Origin of the sequence: Streptomyces sp. HUAS TT7 (assembly GCF_051550175.1) — a bacterium.
Classification (GTDB): domain Bacteria; phylum Actinomycetota; class Actinomycetes; order Streptomycetales; family Streptomycetaceae; genus Streptomyces.
On the sequence record NZ_CP196175.1, the window covers coordinates 3,960,635 to 3,978,165 of the forward strand.

Annotated in this window: 15 protein-coding genes and 1 riboswitch; of the genes, 8 read left to right on the forward strand and 7 right to left on the reverse strand. The window is 71.0% G+C overall.

From position 1 onward, the window contains the following. Positions 1-8: 8 nt before the first annotated feature. A complete protein-coding gene (gene thrC, locus ACSHXC_RS17830) occupies positions 9-1,307 on the reverse strand; it encodes a threonine synthase (RefSeq protein WP_438292532.1) in 1,299 nt (432 codons plus the stop codon). A gap of 17 nt (positions 1,308-1,324) precedes the next feature. After that, positions 1,325-1,480, reverse strand: a riboswitch (SAM riboswitch). 136 nt (positions 1,481-1,616) lie between these two features. On the opposite strand from thrC, the gene ACSHXC_RS17835 reads away from it, so the two are divergent. Further along, positions 1,617-2,582 (forward strand): glucosyl-3-phosphoglycerate synthase, encoded by a 966-nt coding sequence (locus ACSHXC_RS17835; protein ID WP_438292533.1) that lies wholly within the window; start codon positions 1,617-1,619, stop codon positions 2,580-2,582. A 74-nt stretch (positions 2,583-2,656) separates the two neighbouring features. Beyond that, a complete protein-coding gene (locus ACSHXC_RS17840) occupies positions 2,657-4,138 on the forward strand; it encodes an alpha,alpha-trehalose-phosphate synthase (UDP-forming) (RefSeq protein WP_438292534.1) in 1,482 nt (493 codons plus the stop codon). A 97-nt stretch (positions 4,139-4,235) separates the two neighbouring features. Here the strand turns inward: ACSHXC_RS17840 and otsB are convergent, their stop codons facing one another. The 3 genes from otsB to ACSHXC_RS17855 form a co-directional block, all read right to left on the reverse strand. Then, complete coding sequence (otsB, locus tag ACSHXC_RS17845; RefSeq protein WP_438292535.1) at positions 4,236-5,075, reverse strand: trehalose-phosphatase; 840 nt, start codon at positions 5,073-5,075, stop codon at positions 4,236-4,238. 67 nt (positions 5,076-5,142) lie between these two features. Then, positions 5,143-5,373, reverse strand: a complete 231-nt coding sequence (locus tag ACSHXC_RS17850) for a DUF3263 domain-containing protein (RefSeq protein ID WP_438292536.1) — start codon at positions 5,371-5,373, stop codon at positions 5,143-5,145. 705 nt (positions 5,374-6,078) lie between these two features. Then, entirely contained in the window at positions 6,079-7,296 is a 1,218-nt protein-coding gene (locus ACSHXC_RS17855) for an extracellular solute-binding protein (RefSeq protein WP_438296652.1), read from the reverse strand. 283 nt (positions 7,297-7,579) lie between these two features. Between ACSHXC_RS17855 and ACSHXC_RS17860 the strand changes: the two genes are divergently transcribed. The 3 genes from ACSHXC_RS17860 to ACSHXC_RS17870 all read left to right on the forward strand — a co-directional run bounded on the left by ACSHXC_RS17860 (position 7,580) and on the right by ACSHXC_RS17870 (position 10,697). Continuing rightward, positions 7,580-8,551, forward strand: a complete 972-nt coding sequence (locus ACSHXC_RS17860; RefSeq protein WP_438292537.1) for an ROK family protein — start codon at positions 7,580-7,582, stop codon at positions 8,549-8,551. Then, entirely contained in the window at positions 8,551-9,696 is a 1,146-nt protein-coding gene (nagA, locus tag ACSHXC_RS17865; protein WP_438292538.1) for an N-acetylglucosamine-6-phosphate deacetylase, read from the forward strand. The genes ACSHXC_RS17860 and nagA overlap by 1 nt, the downstream gene beginning before the upstream one ends. Positions 9,697-9,776: 80 nt before the next feature. Then, on the forward strand, positions 9,777-10,697 hold the full coding sequence (locus ACSHXC_RS17870; RefSeq protein ID WP_438292539.1) for a 1-phosphofructokinase family hexose kinase: 921 nt from the start codon (positions 9,777-9,779) through the stop codon (positions 10,695-10,697). Positions 10,698-10,725: 28 nt separating this feature from the next. Here the strand turns inward: ACSHXC_RS17870 and ACSHXC_RS17875 are convergent, their stop codons facing one another. Together ACSHXC_RS17875 and cdgB are read right to left on the reverse strand one after the other, a co-directional pair. Next, positions 10,726-11,715, reverse strand: coding sequence for a CBM35 domain-containing protein (locus tag ACSHXC_RS17875; protein ID WP_438292540.1), 990 nt, complete (start codon positions 11,713-11,715; stop codon positions 10,726-10,728). A 110-nt stretch (positions 11,716-11,825) separates the two neighbouring features. Then, positions 11,826-13,499 carry a diguanylate cyclase CdgB gene (gene cdgB, locus ACSHXC_RS17880; protein WP_438292541.1) on the reverse strand — a complete coding sequence of 558 codons (1,674 nt, stop codon included), beginning with the start codon at positions 13,497-13,499 and terminating at the stop codon, positions 11,826-11,828. 329 nt (positions 13,500-13,828) lie between these two features. On the opposite strand from cdgB, the gene ACSHXC_RS17885 reads away from it, so the two are divergent. Together ACSHXC_RS17885 and ACSHXC_RS17890 are read left to right on the forward strand one after the other, a co-directional pair. Then, positions 13,829-14,395 (forward strand): flavin reductase family protein, encoded by a 567-nt coding sequence (locus ACSHXC_RS17885; RefSeq protein ID WP_438292542.1) that lies wholly within the window; start codon positions 13,829-13,831, stop codon positions 14,393-14,395. Between the two features lie 227 nt (positions 14,396-14,622). Then, the gene (locus tag ACSHXC_RS17890; RefSeq protein ID WP_438292543.1) at positions 14,623-16,278 is read left to right on the forward strand and encodes an FG-GAP repeat domain-containing protein; all 1,656 of its coding nucleotides are present in this window, start codon (positions 14,623-14,625) and stop codon (positions 16,276-16,278) included. A gap of 41 nt (positions 16,279-16,319) precedes the next feature. Here the strand turns inward: ACSHXC_RS17890 and arfB are convergent, their stop codons facing one another. Beyond that, positions 16,320-16,754, reverse strand: a complete 435-nt coding sequence (gene arfB, locus ACSHXC_RS17895) for an alternative ribosome rescue aminoacyl-tRNA hydrolase ArfB (protein WP_189965344.1) — start codon at positions 16,752-16,754, stop codon at positions 16,320-16,322. Between the two features lie 199 nt (positions 16,755-16,953). Between arfB and ACSHXC_RS17900 the strand changes: the two genes are divergently transcribed. After that, a complete protein-coding gene (locus ACSHXC_RS17900; RefSeq protein WP_438292544.1) occupies positions 16,954-17,529 on the forward strand; it encodes a TerD family protein in 576 nt (191 codons plus the stop codon). The last annotated feature ends 2 nt before the right edge of the window (positions 17,530-17,531 follow it).

Below are 17,531 nucleotides of genomic sequence, written 5' to 3' on the forward strand. Positions count from 1 at the left end.
GCAGCGGCTCAGTGGGCGAGGCCGGCTTCTCGGAAGGCGTCCAGGCTCGGGCGGATGGTCGCGGTCGCCTGGGACGTGGCGGCCACCGCGTCCAGGGTCTTGAGCCCGTCACCGGTGTTGAGCACGACCGTGGTGAGCGACGGGTCGATCAGACCGGCCTCGATGAGCTTCTTGGTGACGCCCACCGTCACGCCACCCGCGGTCTCCGCGAAGATGCCCTCGGTCCGGGCGAGGAGCTTGATCGCGTCGACGATCTGCCCGTCGTTCACGTCCTCCACCGCACCGCCCGTACGGCGCGCGATGTCCAGGACGTACGGGCCGTCCGCCGGGTTGCCGATCGCGAGCGACTTGGCGATGGTGTCCGGCTTCTGGGGGCGTACGACGTCGTGACCGGCCTTGAAGGCGGTCGACACCGGGGAGCAGCCCTCGGCCTGCGCGCCGAAGATCTTGTACGGCTTGTCCTCGACGAGGCCGAGCTTGATGAGCTCCTGGAGGCCCTTGTCGATCTTGGTGAGCTGGGAGCCCGAGGCGATCGGGATGACCAGTTGGTCCGGCAGCCGCCAGCCGAGCTGCTCGCAGATCTCGTACGCCAGCGTCTTGGAGCCCTCGCCGTAGTACGGCCGCAGGTTGACGTTGACGAAGCCCCAGCCCTCGCCCAGCGGGTCGCCGATGAGCTCGGAGCAGAAGCGGTTCACGTCGTCGTAGTTGCCCTCGATGCCGACGAGCTCGCCGCCGTACACCGCGGCCATGACGACCTTGCCCTGCTCCAGGTCGTGCGGGATGAACACGCAGGAGCGGAAGCCGGCCCGCGCGGCGGCGGCGCCGACCGCGCCCGCGAGGTTTCCGGTGGAGGAGCAGGAGAGCGTGGTGAAGCCGAAGGCGCGCGCGGCCTCCAGGGCCTGGGCGACGACGCGGTCCTTGAAGGAGTGCGTCGGGTTGCCGGAGTCGTCCTTGACGAACAGCTTGCCGGGCTCGACGCCCAGCTCGCGCGCCAGGTTCTCGGCCTTGACGAGCTTGGTGAAGCCGGGGTTCAGGTTCGGCTTGTCGGCGACGTCGGCGGGGACGGGCAGCAGCGGCGCGTAACGCCAGATGTTCTCGGGGCCCGCCTCGATCTGCTTGCGCAGCGCCTCGGGGTCGCCGAGCGGCAGGTCATAAGCCACTTCGAGCGGTCCGAAACACAGTTCGCAGGCGAAGATCGGGCCAAGTTCGAAACGCTGGCCGCACTCGCGGCAGGAAAGCCCGGACGCCGGACCGAGATCAACGGCATTGTCGGCAGCGGTACGGTTTTCGACAGTCTGTGCAGACATGGAGGGGAGGCCCTTTCTCCTCATCTTCCTCATGGCGAACATCGCCATGAGACGGATTTGGCACCTTCCCTAGCCGGTGGCCTCGTGTCTTGGATCGTGGAGATCGACGAGAACCGACTGGAGGGTTGCCGGGGCTTCAACGGGCCGTTTCCCTCTGCCCCTCTGGATGAGCGGTATTCGATTGTCAGCGTGACGACGACCCCCGACATGCGACGGTCATCCGCGTTGTTCAAGACTGTAACCGAAGGCCGGGACGGTTGAGATAGTCGTCCGAACCGCGAGATGGATCACATGAGGAGGCCAGGAACCGTGCTGGAAGAGGTGGAGCGCTGGCTGAGCAGGCGTTCCTGGTCCGCGACGGAGCGGCCGATCGAGCGGATCCTGGCCGCGAAACAGCGCACGGGTACGACCGTCAGTGTCGTACTGCCCGCCCTCGACGAGGAGGCCACCGTCGGTGACATCGTGGCCGCGATCCGGCGCGGGCTGATGACCGATTCGGTGCCCCTGGTCGACGAGCTCGTGGTGATCGACTCCGGGTCCGGCGACCGTACGGCCGAGGTCGCGGCGGAGGCCGGCGCCCGGGTCGTCCACCGGGACTCGATCCTGCCGCGCATACCCGCGCTGCCCGGCAAGGGCGAGGTGCTGTGGCGCTCGCTGCTCGTGACCAGCGGCGACATCGTGTGCTTCATCGACGCGGACCTGAAGGACTTCGACGCGGGGTTCGTCTCCGGGATCGTCGGGCCGCTCCTGACCGACCCGGACGTGGACTTCGTCAAGGCGATGTACGACCGCCCCTTCGGCGAGGACCGCCCCTTGGGGGAGACGGCGGGCCAGGGGGGCCGGGTCACCGAGCTGGTGGCGCGGCCGCTGCTCAATCTCCACTGGCCCCAACTGGCCGGAATCGTCCAGCCGTTGGGGGGCGAGTACGCGGCGAGGCGCTCGCTCCTGGAGCGGCTTCCGTTCCCCGTCGGGTACGGGGTGGAGCTCGCGCTGCTCGTCGACTCGCTGCATACGGTGGGGCTCGACGCGCTGGCGCAGGTCGACGTGGGCGTACGCAAGCACCGCCACCAGGACGGGCAGGCGCTCGGCAGGATGGCCGCCACGATCTACCGCACCGCGCAGCTGAGGCTGTCCCGTGGCCATCTCGTACGGCCGGAGCTGACCCAGTTCGAGCGCGGTGAGCACGGCTTCGTGCCGCATACGTACGCCGTGGACACGGAGGAGCGGCCGCCCATGCGGGACATCGAGGAATACGCGGTGCACCGGGCGGCGTAGGACGGCCGGATCCCGCTCCCGGGGGCGGGCGTACGCGTGTTTGAGGGGTTGCGGGGCGGGCTAGGTTCCGCAACATGGTCACCGCGCACGCCACCCCCAGGGCCCAGGTACTCGTCGCGTCGAATCGCGGCCCCGTCTCGTACGCGCTGAAGGAGGACGGGTCCCTCGAATCCAGGCGGGGCGGGGGCGGGCTCGTCTCCGGGCTGAGCGCGATCGGCTCCGACGTGGAGTCGGTGTGGGTGTGCGCGGCGCTCGGCGACGGTGACCGCGAGGCGGTGCGGCGCGGCGTGGGTGAGACGGGCGCCCGGATGCTGGACATCGACCCGGCCGTCTTCTCCGACGCGTACAACGGCATCGCGAACTCGGTGCTGTGGTTCGTCCAGCACATGCTGTACCAGACGCCGTTCGAGCCGGTCTTCGACGCGGAGTTCCGGCGGCAGTGGGCGTCGTACGAGGCGTACAACCGCGCCTTCGCCGAGGCGCTGGCGGCGGAGGCGGCGGACGGGGCGCGCGTCCTGGTGCAGGACTACCACCTGGCCCTGGTGCCGGGGATGCTCCGCTCGCTCCGCCCCGATCTGCGCATCGCCCACTTCTCGCACACGCCGTGGGCGCCGGTGGACTACTTCCGGATGCTCCCGGACGACATCGCGCGGCAGTTGCTGCGGGGGATGCTGGGGGCGGACCGGCTGGGGTTCCTCACCTGGCGGTGGGCCTCCGCGTTCGCGGGGTCGGTCTCGGGGGTGCTGGGGGCGGAGGAGGGGGAGGTGGTCGGCTCGCCCGGCGGGGAGGGGCGGGTTTTCTTCCGGCATGGGGCGAGTGGGGAACGCGCTGCCCGCGAGACCGACCTCGCCGTGCATCCGCTCGGCGCGGACGGCGACTTCCTGCGGCGGCGTGCGCACGAGGCCGATGTCGAGGAGCGCATGGCCGCTCTGCGCGAGCAGGTCGGGGAGGGCCGCCGGACCATCGTGCGGGTCGACCGCACCGAGCTGTCCAAGAACATCGTGCGGGGGCTCCTCGCGTACCGGCATCTGCTGGACACGCACCCGGAGTGGCGGGAGCGGGTCGTGCACGTGGCCTTCGCGTATCCCTCTCGGCAGGATCTGGCGGTGTACCGGGAGTACACGGAGGAGGTGGGGCGGGTGGCCGATGAGATCAACTCCGTTTACGCGGTGCCGGGTTGGACTCCTGTCGTCCTTCACGTCCAGGACGACTTCGCCCGGTCGCTCGCCGCGTACCGGCTCGCGGACGTCGCCCTCGTCAACCCCGTCCGGGACGGCATGAACCTCGTCGCCAAGGAGGTTCCGGTGGTGTCCGACTCGGGGTGCGTGCTGGTCCTTTCGCGGGAGGCGGGGGCGGTTGCGGAGCTCGGGGAGGACGCGATTGTCGTGAACCCGTACGACATCACGGGGACGGCTGCCGCGTTGCACGCGGGGCTGAGCATGGCGGAGGGGGAGCGGGCCGAGCGGACCAAGCGGTTGGCCGCGGCGGGGACTGCGGTGCCGCCTCGGCGGTGGTTTTTGGGGCAGTTGGAGGGGTTGGGGGTTGAGGGGGGGTAAGGGGGGCGTTTTCCCACCCACCCCCGGAGGGTCCAAGGGAGGAGCCTCCCGGGGTCTGGGGCGCAGCCCCAGCGCACCCTGCCGGCCCCGGGCAGGGCTACATGTGGGTGGCCAGAGCGGTCAGGAAATTCGTCACCGACTCGGGGCCGGTCAGCAGCAGGTCTGCTCTCTCCGCCAGTTCGGCTATTACCGTGTCCGCCGCCACCAGCAGCCCCGGCATGCCGTCCGAGCGGAGTTTTTCCACGGCGGCGAACGCCGGGAGGTCGCCCAGGTCGTCGCCCGCGTACAGGACCGACTCCGCGCCCACCTCGCGTATGTACGCGGCGAGCGCCACCCCCTTGTCCATGCCGGGGGGCCTCAACTCCAGTACCAGGCGGCCGGGTTCGAGGACCAGGCCGTGGTGGGCGGCCAGGTCGGCGAGGGGCGTGCGGAGGGCCTCGAAGGCGGCCTGCGGGTCCTGGGCCCGGCGGGTGTGGACCGCGACGGCCTGGCCCTTCTCCTCGATCCAGGTGCCGCGCCAGGCGCCGTGCGCGTCGAGAACTCCGGGGAGTTCCGCGCGCGCGGCGGCCACGCCGGGGTGGGGGGCGGGGGTGTGGACGGTGCCGGTGACCGCGTCCCAGCGCTCGGCACCGTAGTGGCCCAGGACCACGAGGTGCTCCAGGCCTGCTACGCCCGCGAAGCCCCCGTACCGGACCGCGACCCCGGCCGGCCGGCCGGTGACGACTGCGACGGATGCGACGTGCGGGGCCAGCGCGGCCAGTGCGGGTACGGCGTCGGGGTGGGCCCGGGCCTGCTCGGGGTCGGCGACGATCTCGGCAAGCGTGCCGTCGAAGTCGATCGCGACGACGGCCCGCTCCGGGCGCGCCAGGATCGCGGCGAGGCCCTCGCGGCCGAGCTGGGTGGCAGGGGTCGGCAGGGGTTGCGGTTGGCTTCCCATGCGGCCGACCCTATCGGGGTCCGGGCGGGTGGGGGCGGGTGCACGTATGGCGCAACGGCGCGTGCGGTCAGCGGCGGTCGCGCTGTTCGTCCCTGGCTCGGCGCAGGCGGTTGACGGTTACGGGGGCGTGGGCGAGGGCGCGGGTGTCGTCCAGGAGGGCGTTGAGGAGCTGGTAGTAGCGCGTGGGTGAGACCCCGAGCTCCTCCCGGATGGCCCGTTCCTTGGCCCCGGGGGTGGGCCAGTCCCGGCCCTCCATCCGAAGCACGGCCCTTGCCCGGTCGTCCAGCTCTTCTGCCATGCGGTCCACGGTAGCCCTGGCGGGGGGGGGGGCGGAGTGCCGGGTGCCGGGTGCCGGGCGGAGTGCGGGTTCGGCGGAGTGCGGGTTCGGCGGGGTGCGCTGGGGCTCCGCCCCAGACCCCGGTTGGCCCCTCCCCGCCCCTTCCCTAGACCCTCCGGGGGTGGGTGGGTTCGGCTCCGGCCGGTGACGGGTGGTGCTTTCGGCTGCAGGCCGTGGGTGGCTGGTCGCGCAGTTCCCCGCGCCCCTAGCAGGGTTGACCTTGGCAAGGTGCATCCCCGGCCCGTCCGGTGATCACGGACACCAGCCCACCCCAGCCTGTCATGGGGGTCCCCCCTGGCCCTTAAGGCCTTGGGGGAGTTTGAGGACGAGCGCCGTTCAGGCGCGAACGGGGTCCGGGGGCAGAGCCCCCGAAGCAGGGGCGCAGGGGACGAAGTCCCCGCAGGGGGTCTGGGGCACAGCCCCAGGGCTCAACCTCTCAATCCCCTGCACGGGGGGGGAGGGCGGGCCAGCGCCCCGGGGGCGCAGGGGGCAGAGCCCCCGCAAAGGGGGTCTGGGGGCGCAGCCCCTAGAAGCCGAACCATCCAACCCCCTGCACGGGCGGGCGGGTGGGCCAACTCCCCGGGGGTCTGGGGCGCAGCCCCAGGAAGCCCGGGCCATTCCACCCCGCGCAACGGGTGGGCGGGTGGGCCCCCAAGCAGCCCAGAACTATTCCGCGTTCTCCGCGTCCATCGCCACCTTCGCGATGTCCTGGAGGACCGCCTTCGGCGAACCCCCCGGCGCCACAGCCGTACCGATCTTCTTCTTCACCGTCTCGCTCACCTTCGGCCACGACGTCTTGCCGACCGGGGGCAGCTCGGACGTCGGCAGGGCGTCCAGGAACGGCTTCAGCTCCTTGTGCTTGGGGTCCACCGCCATCGCCGAGGACGCCGACACCGTGGACGGCAGCAGGTCGTACTGGTCGGCGAACTGCAGGACGTTCTGGTCCGAGAACGTGAAGTCCAGGAACTTGCCGATCTGCGCCCGGTGCCCGCCCTGCTTGAAGCCCATGATCCAGTCGGCGACGCCCATCGACGCCTTGGCCTTGCCGCTCGGCCCGGGCAGCGGCACCATGCCGAACTTGATGCCCTTCTTCTTCGCCTGCTCCATCAGCGAGGGATGGCCGTTGAGCATGCCGACCTCACCCTTCGCGAACGCGTCGAACGCGTCCTGCCGGTTGAGCTTGGCGGGCGCGACCGGGCCGGTCAGCTCGGGCTCGACCAGGTTGGTCTTCAGCCAGTCGAAGGTCTGGACGTTCTCGGGCGAGTCGATGTCGTAGCCGTCGACGGTGTTGGTGTAGCCGCCGTTGCCGCTGAGCATCCACATCATGGTCTCGGCCTGCGACTCCTCGCTGCCGAGCGGCAGCGCGAAGGGGGTCTTCACACCCTTGGACTTGAGCACCTTGGCGTCGGTGGCGAGCTCGGCCCAGGTGTTCGGCGGCCTGATGTGGGCCTGGTCGAACAGCGTCTGGTTGTAGAAGAGCAGTCGCGTGGAGGCCACGAACGGCATGCCGTACTGGACGCGCTTGACGTTGCCCGCGTCCGCCAGCGGCGCCAGGAAGTTGGCCTCGGTGGGGATGGAGAGCAGCTGGTCGACGCTGTAGAGCTTGCCGCTCGCCGCGTAGTCGGAGTACGCGCCGATCTGTGCGATGTCGGGGGCGTTGCCCGCCTTGACCATCTCGGCGACCTTGGCGTCGACGACGTCCCAGGAGAAGATCTGGACGTCGACCTTGATGCCGGGGTTCTTCTTCTCGAACGCGTCGACAACGTTGTGCCAGTACGTCTTCGTACTGCCGCCGCCGGATATGTCGTAGTCGGCCGCCACCAGCTTGAGAGTGACGTCGCCGGAACCGCTCTGCCCGCCGCATCCCGAGAGCACTGCCGTCATGCCGAATGCGGCCACCGCCGCGGTCAAGCCCAAGAAGCGCCTGCGCACGCGCTATCCCACCCTCGTTGTGATCCTGGCGGATCCAGTCGGTCCCCCGTGACGTCCTGTATTTGAGCTGCGATTTTCCCTCATACGGGGGTATGAGGTCTACACCAGTCGCATATCGCTTCCGCAACGCCCGATGCAAGAGTACATTGGGAGACTTTGCGAGCAGAAAGCGCTTTCTACTTCATTCGGCGAGTGGACTAGACCTTTCATGGGTGTTGGCGCGAGACTGTCCCCCGTGAGACACGTCATCGCCCTGGATGTGGGCGGCACCGGGATGAAGGCTGCCCTCGTAGGGGCGCACGGCACGCTCCTCCACGAGGCGCGCAGGCCCACCGGCAGAGAGCGCGGGCCCGACGCCGTGGTCGAGTCGATCCTCGCGTTCGCCGCGGATCTGCGGGCGTACGGCGAGGAGCACTTCGGCGAGAGCGCGGTCGCGGCCGGCGTCGCCGTGCCCGGCATCGTGGACGCCGAGAACGGGATCGCCGCGTACGCCGCCAACCTGGGCTGGCGCGACGTACCCATGCGGCGGCTGCTCAGCGAGCGCCTGCGCGGGGTGCCGGTCGCGCTCGGCCACGACGTGCGCACCGGCGGCCTCGCCGAGGGCCGGATCGGCGCGGGCAAGGGCGCCGACCGCTTCCTGTTCATCCCGCTCGGCACCGGCATCGCGGGTGCCATCGGCATCGACGGCCGGGTCGAGCCGGGCGCGCACGGCTTCGCCGGGGAGATCGGCCACATCGTCGTACGGCCCGGAGGCACCGCCTGCCCCTGCGGCCAGCGCGGCTGCCTGGAGCGCCTCGCCTCGGCCTCCGCGGTGACGCTGGCCTGGGCCGGGGCGAGCGGCGATCCTGACGCGGACGCCGCCGACTGCGCCAAGGCCGTCGAGTCCGGCGACCCCCGCGCGCTCGCCGTCTGGCAGAACGCGGTCGACGCGCTCGCGGACGGTCTGGTCACGGCGCTCACCCTGCTCGACCCCCGCGTGCTGATCATCGGTGGCGGACTCGCCGAAGCCGGGGAAACCTTGTTCGTACCGCTGAGGGCCGCCGTCGAGGAGCGCGTGACGTTCCAGAAGCTGCCCGAGATCGTCCCCGCGGCCCTCGGGGACACCGCCGGCTGCCTGGGCGCGGGCCTGCTCGCCTGGGACCTCGTCGCTGGGACCGCCGACTCCCACCCCCACTCCGACCCCGACTTCAGTGAGGTAACCGCCTGATGGCCGCATCGCTTGTTCTCTCCGGCGCCCGCGTCGTCCTCCCGACCGGGGTCGTCGAGAACGGACGCGTGATCGTCGACGGCACCACGATCGCCGGGGCCGCCCCCGCCGACGCGCCCTCGCTCGACCTCGCGGGCCACTGGGTCGTGCCCGGCTTCGTCGACATGCACAACCACGGCGGCGGCGGCGCCTCCTTCACCAACGGCACGGTCGAGGACGTCCTCAAGGGCGTCCACACCCACCGGCTGCACGGCAGCACCACCGTGGTCGCCTCCACGGTGACCGGCGAGATGGACGTCCTCGCCCAGCGCGCGGGACTCCTCTCCGAGCTGGTCGAGCAGGGCGACCTGGCCGGCATCCACTTCGAGGGCCCGTTCATCTCACCGTGCCGCAAGGGCGCGCACAGCGAGGGCCTGCTTCGCCACCCGGACCCGGCCGAGGTCCGCAAGCTGATGGACGCCGCGCGCGGCACCGCGAAGATGTTCACCCTGGCCACCGAGCTGCCCGGCGGCCTCGACTCCGTACGGCTGCTCGCCGAGCACGGTGTGATCGCGGCGATCGGCCACACCGACGCCTCGTACGAGCAGACCGTCGAGGCGATCGACGCGGGCGCCACCGTCGCGACCCACCTCTTCAACGCGATGCCCCCGCTCGGCCACCGCGAGCCGGGCCCGATCGCGGCCCTTCTGGAGGACGAGCGGATCACCGTCGAGCTCATCAACGACGGTACGCACCTGCACCCCGCGGCCCTCGAACTCGCCTTCCGCCACAAGGGCGCGGGCCGGGTCGCCTTCATCACCGACGCCATGGACGCGGCCGGGTTCGGCGACGGCCTCTACCACCTGGGCCCGCTGGAGGTCGAGGTCAAGGAGGGCGTGGCGCGGCTCGTCGAGGGCGGTTCGATCGCGGGCTCCACGCTCACCCTGGACCGCGCGTTCAAGCGCTCGGTGACGGTCGACGGCATCTCGGTCGAGGACACCGTACGGGCACTTTCGGCCAACCCGGCGCGGCTGCTCGGCCTCGACGACAAGGTGGGCTCGCTTGAGCCCGGCAAGGACGCCGACCTGGTGGTCCTGGACGCCGACTTCGCCGTCAAGGGCGTTCTGCGCAAGGGCGATTGGGTGGTCGAGCCGCAGCTCGGCTGAGTGCCGCCGGCGGTGATATCCGGTACGGCGGCCGGTCCGGGGTCTGGGCCTGCCGCCGTCCGTTTGACATGATCACCCCCGTGATTCTGACCGTCACGCTGAACACCGCACTCGACATCACCTACCGCGTCCCCGCCCTCGTACCGCACGCGAGCCATCGCGTGGAGGAGGTCGCGGAGCGCCCCGGCGGCAAGGGCCTCAACGTCGCCCGGGTGCTCGCCGCGCTCGGGCACGAGGCGGTGGTGACGGGATTCGCGGGCGGCCCGAGCGGCGAGGTGCTGCGTGCGCTGCTCGCCGAGCTCGCGCCCGTCGACGAGCTCGTCCCCATCGCGGGCGCCACCCGCCGCACGATCGCCGTGGTGGACGCGGTGTCGGGCGACACCACCCAGCTCAACGAGCCGGGCCCGCTCGTCTCGCCCGCCGAGTGGGACGCGTTCGTGGCCACGTACGGACGGCTGCTGGACGGTGCCGAAGCGGTGGCGCTGTGCGGGAGCCTGCCGCCCGGGCTGCCGGTCGGGGCGTATGCGCAGCTGGTGCGCCAGGCCCGCACCGCGAAGGTGCCGGTGCTCCTGGACACCAGCGGCGAGGCGCTGCGGCGCGGCATCGCGGCCCGGCCCGACCTGGTCAAGCCCAACGCCGACGAGCTGGCCCGGCTCACCGGTTCGCGCGAGCCGCTGCGGGCGGCCCGGGACGCGCGCCGCCGCGGGGCCCACACGGTGGTCGCCTCGCTCGGCGCGGAGGGCATGCTCGCCGCCTCCCCCGACGGCCTGTGGCAGGCGGCCCCGCCGGCCGCGGTGCGCGGCAATCCGACGGGCGCGGGCGACTCGGCGGTGGCCGGTCTGCTTTCGGGCCTGGTCGAGGGCCTGGACTGGCCGGGCCGTCTGACCCGCGCGGTGGCCCTGTCCGCGGCGACCGTACTGGCGCCCGCGGCGGGCGAGTTCGACGTGGAGGCGTACGAGAAAATGCTCGGCTCGGTGCGCGTGACCGAGCACGCGCACTGAGCCGAGCAGGACTTCTTGCCGAGGTCTGCTAGCCCGGGGTCAGCCAGAACTGGTCGAGGTTGGCGTTGCACTGGTTGCCCTGCTCGCAGGACAGCTTGATCTCGTTGACGCCCTTGTTGAGCTGCACTATGGCGTACGTTTTCTGCCAGCCCTTGGCCCAGTCCCCTGCCGGGGAGCCCGCGAAGTTCTTCATGTTCATCGCGCGGGACTCGGCCTTGCCGTTGATCGTTATCGTCGCGTTCGCGTCCACGCCGGGGATGCCGTACTGCAGGTTCAGCTTGTACTGGCCGGCCTTCGGGACGTTGGGCTTCCAGGTGACCGAGGCGCCCACGTTGTTGAAGTTGCCGACGAACGCGCCGCCCGTTCCCTTGGCGCCCGGCACATTGGTGCCGACCTGCGCCGAGCCGCCGAGGGTCAGCGTCGCGGCATCGTCCTTGGGGAGCTCGGCCGGGGCGGAGGCCGACGCCGACGGGTCGGCGCTCGGCTGCTGCGAAGGCTGGCCGGAAGAGGACTTGCCAGGGTTGGCGGTGTCGTCCTTCTTGTCCTTGTCGCCGCTGTTGCTGGCCAGTGCCACGGCGATGCCTATGACGACGGCCGCGACCACGGCGACCGCGCCGATCAAAAGGCCCTTGGTGTTGGGTCCGCGGCCGCCGCCACCGGTCTGCTGCGGGGGCGGTCCCTGCCGGGGCGGGGCGCCGCCGGGGTAGGTCTCGGGCGCCGCGTACTGGGCGGTCGGCTGCCCGTACTGCTGCTGCGGCGAGGGGCCCTGCTGCTGCGGAGGCCCCTGGTACTGCTGCTGCGGGATCTGTCCGTACTGGCGCTGACCGACCGTGCGCACCTGGTTGTACGACGTCCTGGGGACTCCGGGCTGCTGCTGCCCCACCGTCGGACCCGGGTAGCCGTAGCCGCCACCCGCGCGGGGCGGGTTGGCGCCCGCGGCCTGCCCGTCCTCGTAGAGGTAGCCGAACGGATCGTCGTCCTCGGGGGTGTTCGCGCCGTTGTTGCCGGGCGTCGTCATCCGGGGTCACTCCTCACTGTCCGCCAGCCGTCGCCGACCGGCCGAGCCTACCCCGAACGGACCACTGCCCGGTCTGGCGCCGACCACACGTGATCGTTGTCCGGATTTGGTCATCCCGCCCGGCGGTGGACCTTGGACCGGGAGCGCTTCTCGATGTACATCCGCTGGTCGGCGGAGCGCAGCACCTCTTCGACGGACATTCCGCAGCTGGCCCAGCCGATGCCGAAACTGGCCCCGACGCGGACCGCCCGGCCGTCCACCCGGATGGGCGGGATGATCGCGTTGCGGAGACGTACGGCCAGGTCGGCGGCGTCCTCGGCGCCGAGCCCGTCCGCGAGGACGACGAATTCGTCACCCCCGAGCCGGGCCACGGTGTCGCCGTCGCGCACCCCCGTGGTGAGCCGGCGGGCGACCTCGATGAGGACCGCGTCGCCGGTGTGGTGGCCGAACCTGTCGTTGATCGACTTGAAGCCGTCGAGGTCGCAGAAGAGCACCGCGAGCCCCTTCGTGCCGTCGTCGACCTCACTGTCGGGGGCCACGGTGTGGACGTGGTGGTCGTACGGTCCGCCGCCCGGCAGCGCGTCGAAGTCGAAGCCGTCGGCGCGGAACGCGTGCCCGTGCGCCTCCGGCTCGCCCGCGGCCGGGAGCTGGCCGTAGGCCGCGTCCAGGGTCTCGGCCGCACTCGCCGGGCCGACCGAGTGCGGCCGGGGGCAGAGCCGCGCCGACAGCCTCGCGCGCAGCTCGGCGCTGTTGGGCAGGCCGGTGAGGGCGTCGTGGGAGGCGCGGTGGGCGAGCTGCAGCTCGTGCCGCTTGCGGTCCTCGATGTCCTCGACGTGGGTCAGCAGGAAGCGCGGCCCGTCGGCGGTGTCGGCCACCACGGAGTTGCGCAGCGACACCCACACATACGTGCCGTCGCGCCGCCCGAGCCGCAGCTCGGCCCGGCCGCCCTCGGCGGAGGTGCGCAGGAGTGTCCCTATGTCCTCGGGGTGCACGAGGTCGGCGAAGGAGTAGCGCCGCATGACGGAGGCGGGCCGCCCGAGCAGCCGGCACAGCGCGTCGTTCGTACGGAGCAGCCGCCCGTGCTGGTCGCCGCCCATCTCTGCGATGGCCATGCCGGAGGGCGCGTACTCGAAGGCCTGGCGGAAGCTTTCCTCGCTGGCGCGCAGCGCCTGCTGCTCGCGCTCCAGGCGGACCAGCGCCCGCTGCATGTTTGCGCGGAGCCGGGCGTTGCTGATCGCAATCGCGGACTGCGATGCATACATCTGGAGCGCTTCCCGCCCCCAGGCGCCGGGCTTGCGGCCGTTGCGGGGTTTGTCGACGGAGATGACGCCCAGGAGTTCCTGCGTGCCGCCGGCGGAGTACATCGGGGCGTAGAGCCGGTCCTGCGGATGCCACTCGTCCTCGAACCGCGGGTCGGGGCCCTCCGTGTACCACTGGGGTACGTCGTCCTCCAGGAGCACCCAGCCCTCGGTGTGCGGGATGAAGCGCAGGCCGTCCCAGTCCTCGCCCATCGAAAGGCGGCGCTCCCAGGAGCCGCGGGATCCGACCCGGCCGGTGATCAGGGCTTCCGCGGCGGCGTTGCCGGCGAAGGCGGCGACGACCAGGTCACCGTCGGGGCGTACGAGATTGACGCAGGCCAGCTCGTAGCCGAGTCCCGCGATGACGCCGTCCGCAACGGTCTGCAGCGTGTCCGCGAGGCTGCGGGCCGTATTGAGCTCCCCGACCACCTGGTGCAGCTGCCGCAGGGTCGCAAGACGGACGTAGGGCTCCGACTCGGTCTCCATTGCTCGCTCTCCCCGAGACCTCGACAGCAACTCCTGGCTTCAGATCGACATTCCTTTTGCACTGTCCGCCACTGAATCACAGCGAGCTGCCTAGCCGGTACACAGGGTCAACAAATAGTGCCTTCTGTGACTCAAGTCACAGCAGATGATGGGGGGTTGGCCGTTCTTTCCGTCTTTGCCCCCTACCTTTCCTGAACGCAAACTGAGAACGGACTGGGAACTTCGCCGAACCCGTTGACACGAGGGTGCGGCTCGGCCGCGAGACCTAGGTCCCGGCTGGTCCCCGCGCCCGATGTGGTCCGCGGTGGCAGGAGACTAGCGTTCCGGTTGTGTTGCAGACACCCCTTACCGCCGCCCTTTCCACACTTGCCCCAACGACCCCTCATCCTGTGGGGGTGAGCAATGACGAGTTCCGCGCCGCGATGTCCCGGCTGGCCGCGGGCGTGGTCCTGGTGACCGCGCACGACAGCGACGACGGCCCGCGCGGCGAGGACGTCGGCATGACCGCGACGGCCTTCATGTCGGTCTCCCTCGACCCGCCCCTCGTCCTGGTCTCGCTGCGCAACGGCTCGCGGATGGACGACCTCCTCGCGGAGCAGCCCCTGTGGGCGGTGTCCCTGCTCTCCGAGAGCCAGCGGCACGTCGCGGGCCGGTTCGCGATGAAGGGCCGGATCAGCGACCGCCTCCTGTTCGAGGACATCCCGTACACCAGGGGCGAGGCGAGCGGCGCCCCCCTGGTCGGCGGCGCGCTGGCAACCCTGGAGTGCCGCACCGAACAGCGCGTGGTGGCGGGCGACCACACCCTGGCCATCGGCCGCGTCCTGACGGCGAACCTGCCGAGCGCGGAGGGCGGACCGCTGACGTACTTCCGGGGGCGGTACCGGCAGTTGGGGTGACCCCTCCACTTCGGGTCGGTACGGGCAGTTGGAGCGACTCCCTCCACTTCGGGGCGAACCGGACGTCATGCGTCCGTTCCCCCTTGTGACACGGCTGTCACACAAGCCCCTTTTCCCCCTCATCTCCCCCTACATAAGCTCCCTTTACATACCGGGCACACAGACTTCGCTGCCCGGACACATTCCGCGTACGTCATCCACGTACGCCCATGTCCTGGGGGGGGACCATGCGCAACACCCTTACGTCCGGCCGCGCTCGCCGCATCGCGGCCTGCACGGCGATCGCCGTCGCGGCGGGGACGCTGCTCAGCACTCCGGCGCTGGCCGACACGAAGGGGCCGGGGGCGCCGAAGGCTGCCGCCACCACCAAGGCCAAGCCGCGGTTCGACTGGGACCGGGACGGGCTCGGGGAAATCGTCCGCAACGGCTCGGTCGGCTACCCGAGCAGCTACCTCCTCAGCGACTCGGCCAAGGAATCGGGCCGGCTCGGGCCCTTCCTCGTGGACGCGGACCTCGTCGGCGCCCGGGACCTGGTCACCCCCGGCGACCTGGACGGCAACGGCATGTCGGAGCTCATCACCGTGTCGTCCGACGGCACGCTCAAGCTCTTCGCCAACGTCAACCAGGACCCGTACGCCGCGACTTGGACCAGCACCGGCTGGAACGTCTACAACAAGATCGCCGCGGCGGGTGACCTGACTGGCGACGGCAAGAACGACCTGCTCGCCCGCACGTACGACGGCGACCTCTACCTGTTCCCGGGCACCGGCGACCTGAAGGCGCCGTTCGGTGCGCGGATCAAGGTGCCCGGCAACTGGAGCGACTTCGACCAGATCGTCGGGGTGAGCGACGCCGACGGCGACGGCATCGGCGACGTCTACGCCCGCAACAGGACCGACGACCTCCTCTTCTTCGCCGGAACCGGCAAGGCCGAGCAGCCGTTCAAGCCGGGCGTCGAACTGGGCGCCGGCTGGCACGCGTACAACCAGCTCCTGAGCGCCGACGACCGGGACGGCGACGGCCTCTCCGACCTCCTCGCCCGCAACCTGGACGGCGACCTCTACCTGTACCGCTCCATCGGCGGGGGCCGGTTCGCGGACCCGGTGAAGTACCGGTCCGGCTGGAACGATGCCCAGGTGATCGCAGGTGTCGGCGGGCGAGCCGCCTTCGGCAAGTCGGGCCTCTCCGGGCGCGACGCCAACGGCCGGGTCTCCAGCCGCCGCGCCCTGAACAACGGGCAGTTCTCGGCCCCGTCCGCCGGCGCCCCGGACAAGGACTACATCGGCAGCGCCTTCTCACTCGACGGAACCGGCTTCGACACCTCGCTGCGCCTGACCGGCGGCCACCTCGTCACCTCCGGCTACCAGAGCGGCGGGGACCTCGGTGCCGGCTGGGACACCTACACCTCCATCACCGGTCCCGGCGACCTGAACGGTGACGGCCACGCCGACCTGCTCGCCCGCGACAGGACCGGCGACCTGTGGCTCTACCCGGGCGACGGCTCGGCCAGGAAGTTCGGCGATCGCATCCGGGTCGGTGACGACTGGAAGGCGTACAACAAGATCCTCGGCTCCGGCGACGTCAACGGGGACGGCCGCGCCGATGTGCTGGCCCGCGCCGACGACGGTCACCTCTACCTCTTCCCGGGCACGGGCAACGGCAGCGCCCCGTTCGGCCCGCGCCAAGATCTCGGCGGCGGCTGGAACGGCTACACCATGCTGGCCACCGTCGCAGACGCGAGCGGCGACGGCACCACCGACCTGATCGCGGTCGACGCGTCCGGGCAGGGCTACCGGTACGACGGGCAAGGCGCCTACGGCGGCAAGTTCAAGCCGCGTGCCTCGCTCGGCGGCGGCTGGAACACCTACAACGAGCTGTTCTGACCCGGTTTGGGTGACGCAGGGGCGGCCGGGGCGGGACGGGGTCACCAGTCCCGCCCCGACCGCCCCTTCTTCGTCTGGGCCCGCTGCTTCTTCTCGCGGAGGCGGCGCTCGTTGATGCCGCGCGGGATCTTCGTCGCGCGGCGCGGCTTGGGCGGCGGGGCGGTGGCCTCGGCGAGGAGGGAGGCCAGGCGGACCGCCGCGGTTTCGCGGTTACGCCACTGCGAGCGGTGCTCGGAGGCGCGTACGGAGATGACGCCGCCCACCAGACGGCTCGCGAGCCGGTCCAGCGCGCGGGACTTCCAGACCTCCGGCAGCGCCTCGGTCCTCGCCAGGTCGAAGCGGAGCTCCACCTGGGAGTCGCTGGTGTTGACGTGCTGGCCGCCGGGCCCTGACGACCTGGAGAAACGCCAGATCAGCTCGGCCTCCGGGAGGGAGACGGAGCCGCGGATGAGATAGGGCCCGGACATGACATCCATGGTGACGGGTGCATGGCACCGCGTCACCCGCTTTTCCTCACGCTTCTCTTACGGGCGGCAGCGTCCGCCCCTCTCGTCGGCCTCTTGGCAAAGAAAGCAAAGCGGGATGGAACCTCACGGTCCCCTGCCGACGTTATGGGGGATGACGGTAGCTTCGGGACGGCTCGAAGCCCGCACATCACGAAGAAGGGGACATCCCATGGCTGTAAGCCTGTCCAAGGGCGGCAACATCTCGCTCACCAAGGAGGCCCCGGGCCTGACCGCCGTCACGGTCGGCCTCGGCTGGGACGTCCGTACCACCACCGGCACCGACTTCGACCTCGACGCCTCGGCCATCGCGGTGAACGCGACGGGCAAGGTGTACTCGGACGGCCACTTCGTCTTCTTCAACAACAAGTCGACGCCGGACCAGACCATCGTCCACACCGGTGACAACACCACCGGCCAGGGCGAGGGCGACGACGAGGCGATCAACGTCAACCTGGCGGGCCTGCCGGCCGACGTCGACAAGATCGTCTTCCCGGTCTCCATCTACGACGCCGAGGCCCGCTCCCAGAACTTCGGCCAGGTGCGGAACGCCTACATCCGCATCGTCAACCAGGCCGGCGGCGCCGAGATCGCCCGCTACGACCTGAGCGAGGACGCCGCGACCGAGACCGCGATGGTCTTCGGCGAGCTGTACCGCAACGGCGCCGAGTGGAAGTTCCGCGCCGTGGGCCAGGGCTACGCCTCGGGCCTGGTCGGCATCGCGCAGGACTTCGGCGTGAACGTCTGACG

Bases quoted from the DNA above. Each gene is read 5' to 3' on its own strand.
- otsB (WP_438292535.1), bottom strand. From the start codon at position 5,075: ATGGGAAGCCAACCGCAACCCCTGCCGACCCCTGCCACCCAGCTCGGC.
- ACSHXC_RS17890 (WP_438292543.1), top strand. From the start codon at position 14,623: ATGCGCAACACCCTTACGTCCGGCCGCGCTCGCCGCATCGCGGCCTGC.
- ACSHXC_RS17850 (WP_438292536.1), bottom strand. From the start codon at position 5,373: ATGGCAGAAGAGCTGGACGACCGGGCAAGGGCCGTGCTTCGGATGGAG.
- arfB (WP_189965344.1), bottom strand. From the start codon at position 16,754: ATGGATGTCATGTCCGGGCCCTATCTCATCCGCGGCTCCGTCTCCCTC.
- ACSHXC_RS17875 (WP_438292540.1), bottom strand. From the start codon at position 11,715: ATGACGACGCCCGGCAACAACGGCGCGAACACCCCCGAGGACGACGAT.
- cdgB (WP_438292541.1), bottom strand. From the start codon at position 13,499: ATGGAGACCGAGTCGGAGCCCTACGTCCGTCTTGCGACCCTGCGGCAG.
- ACSHXC_RS17900 (WP_438292544.1), top strand. From the start codon at position 16,954: ATGGCTGTAAGCCTGTCCAAGGGCGGCAACATCTCGCTCACCAAGGAG.
- ACSHXC_RS17840 (WP_438292534.1), top strand. From the start codon at position 2,657: ATGGTCACCGCGCACGCCACCCCCAGGGCCCAGGTACTCGTCGCGTCG.
- ACSHXC_RS17855 (WP_438296652.1), bottom strand. From the start codon at position 7,296: ATGACGGCAGTGCTCTCGGGATGCGGCGGGCAGAGCGGTTCCGGCGAC.
- thrC (WP_438292532.1), bottom strand. From the start codon at position 1,307: ATGTCTGCACAGACTGTCGAAAACCGTACCGCTGCCGACAATGCCGTT.
- nagA (WP_438292538.1), top strand. From the start codon at position 8,551: ATGGCCGCATCGCTTGTTCTCTCCGGCGCCCGCGTCGTCCTCCCGACC.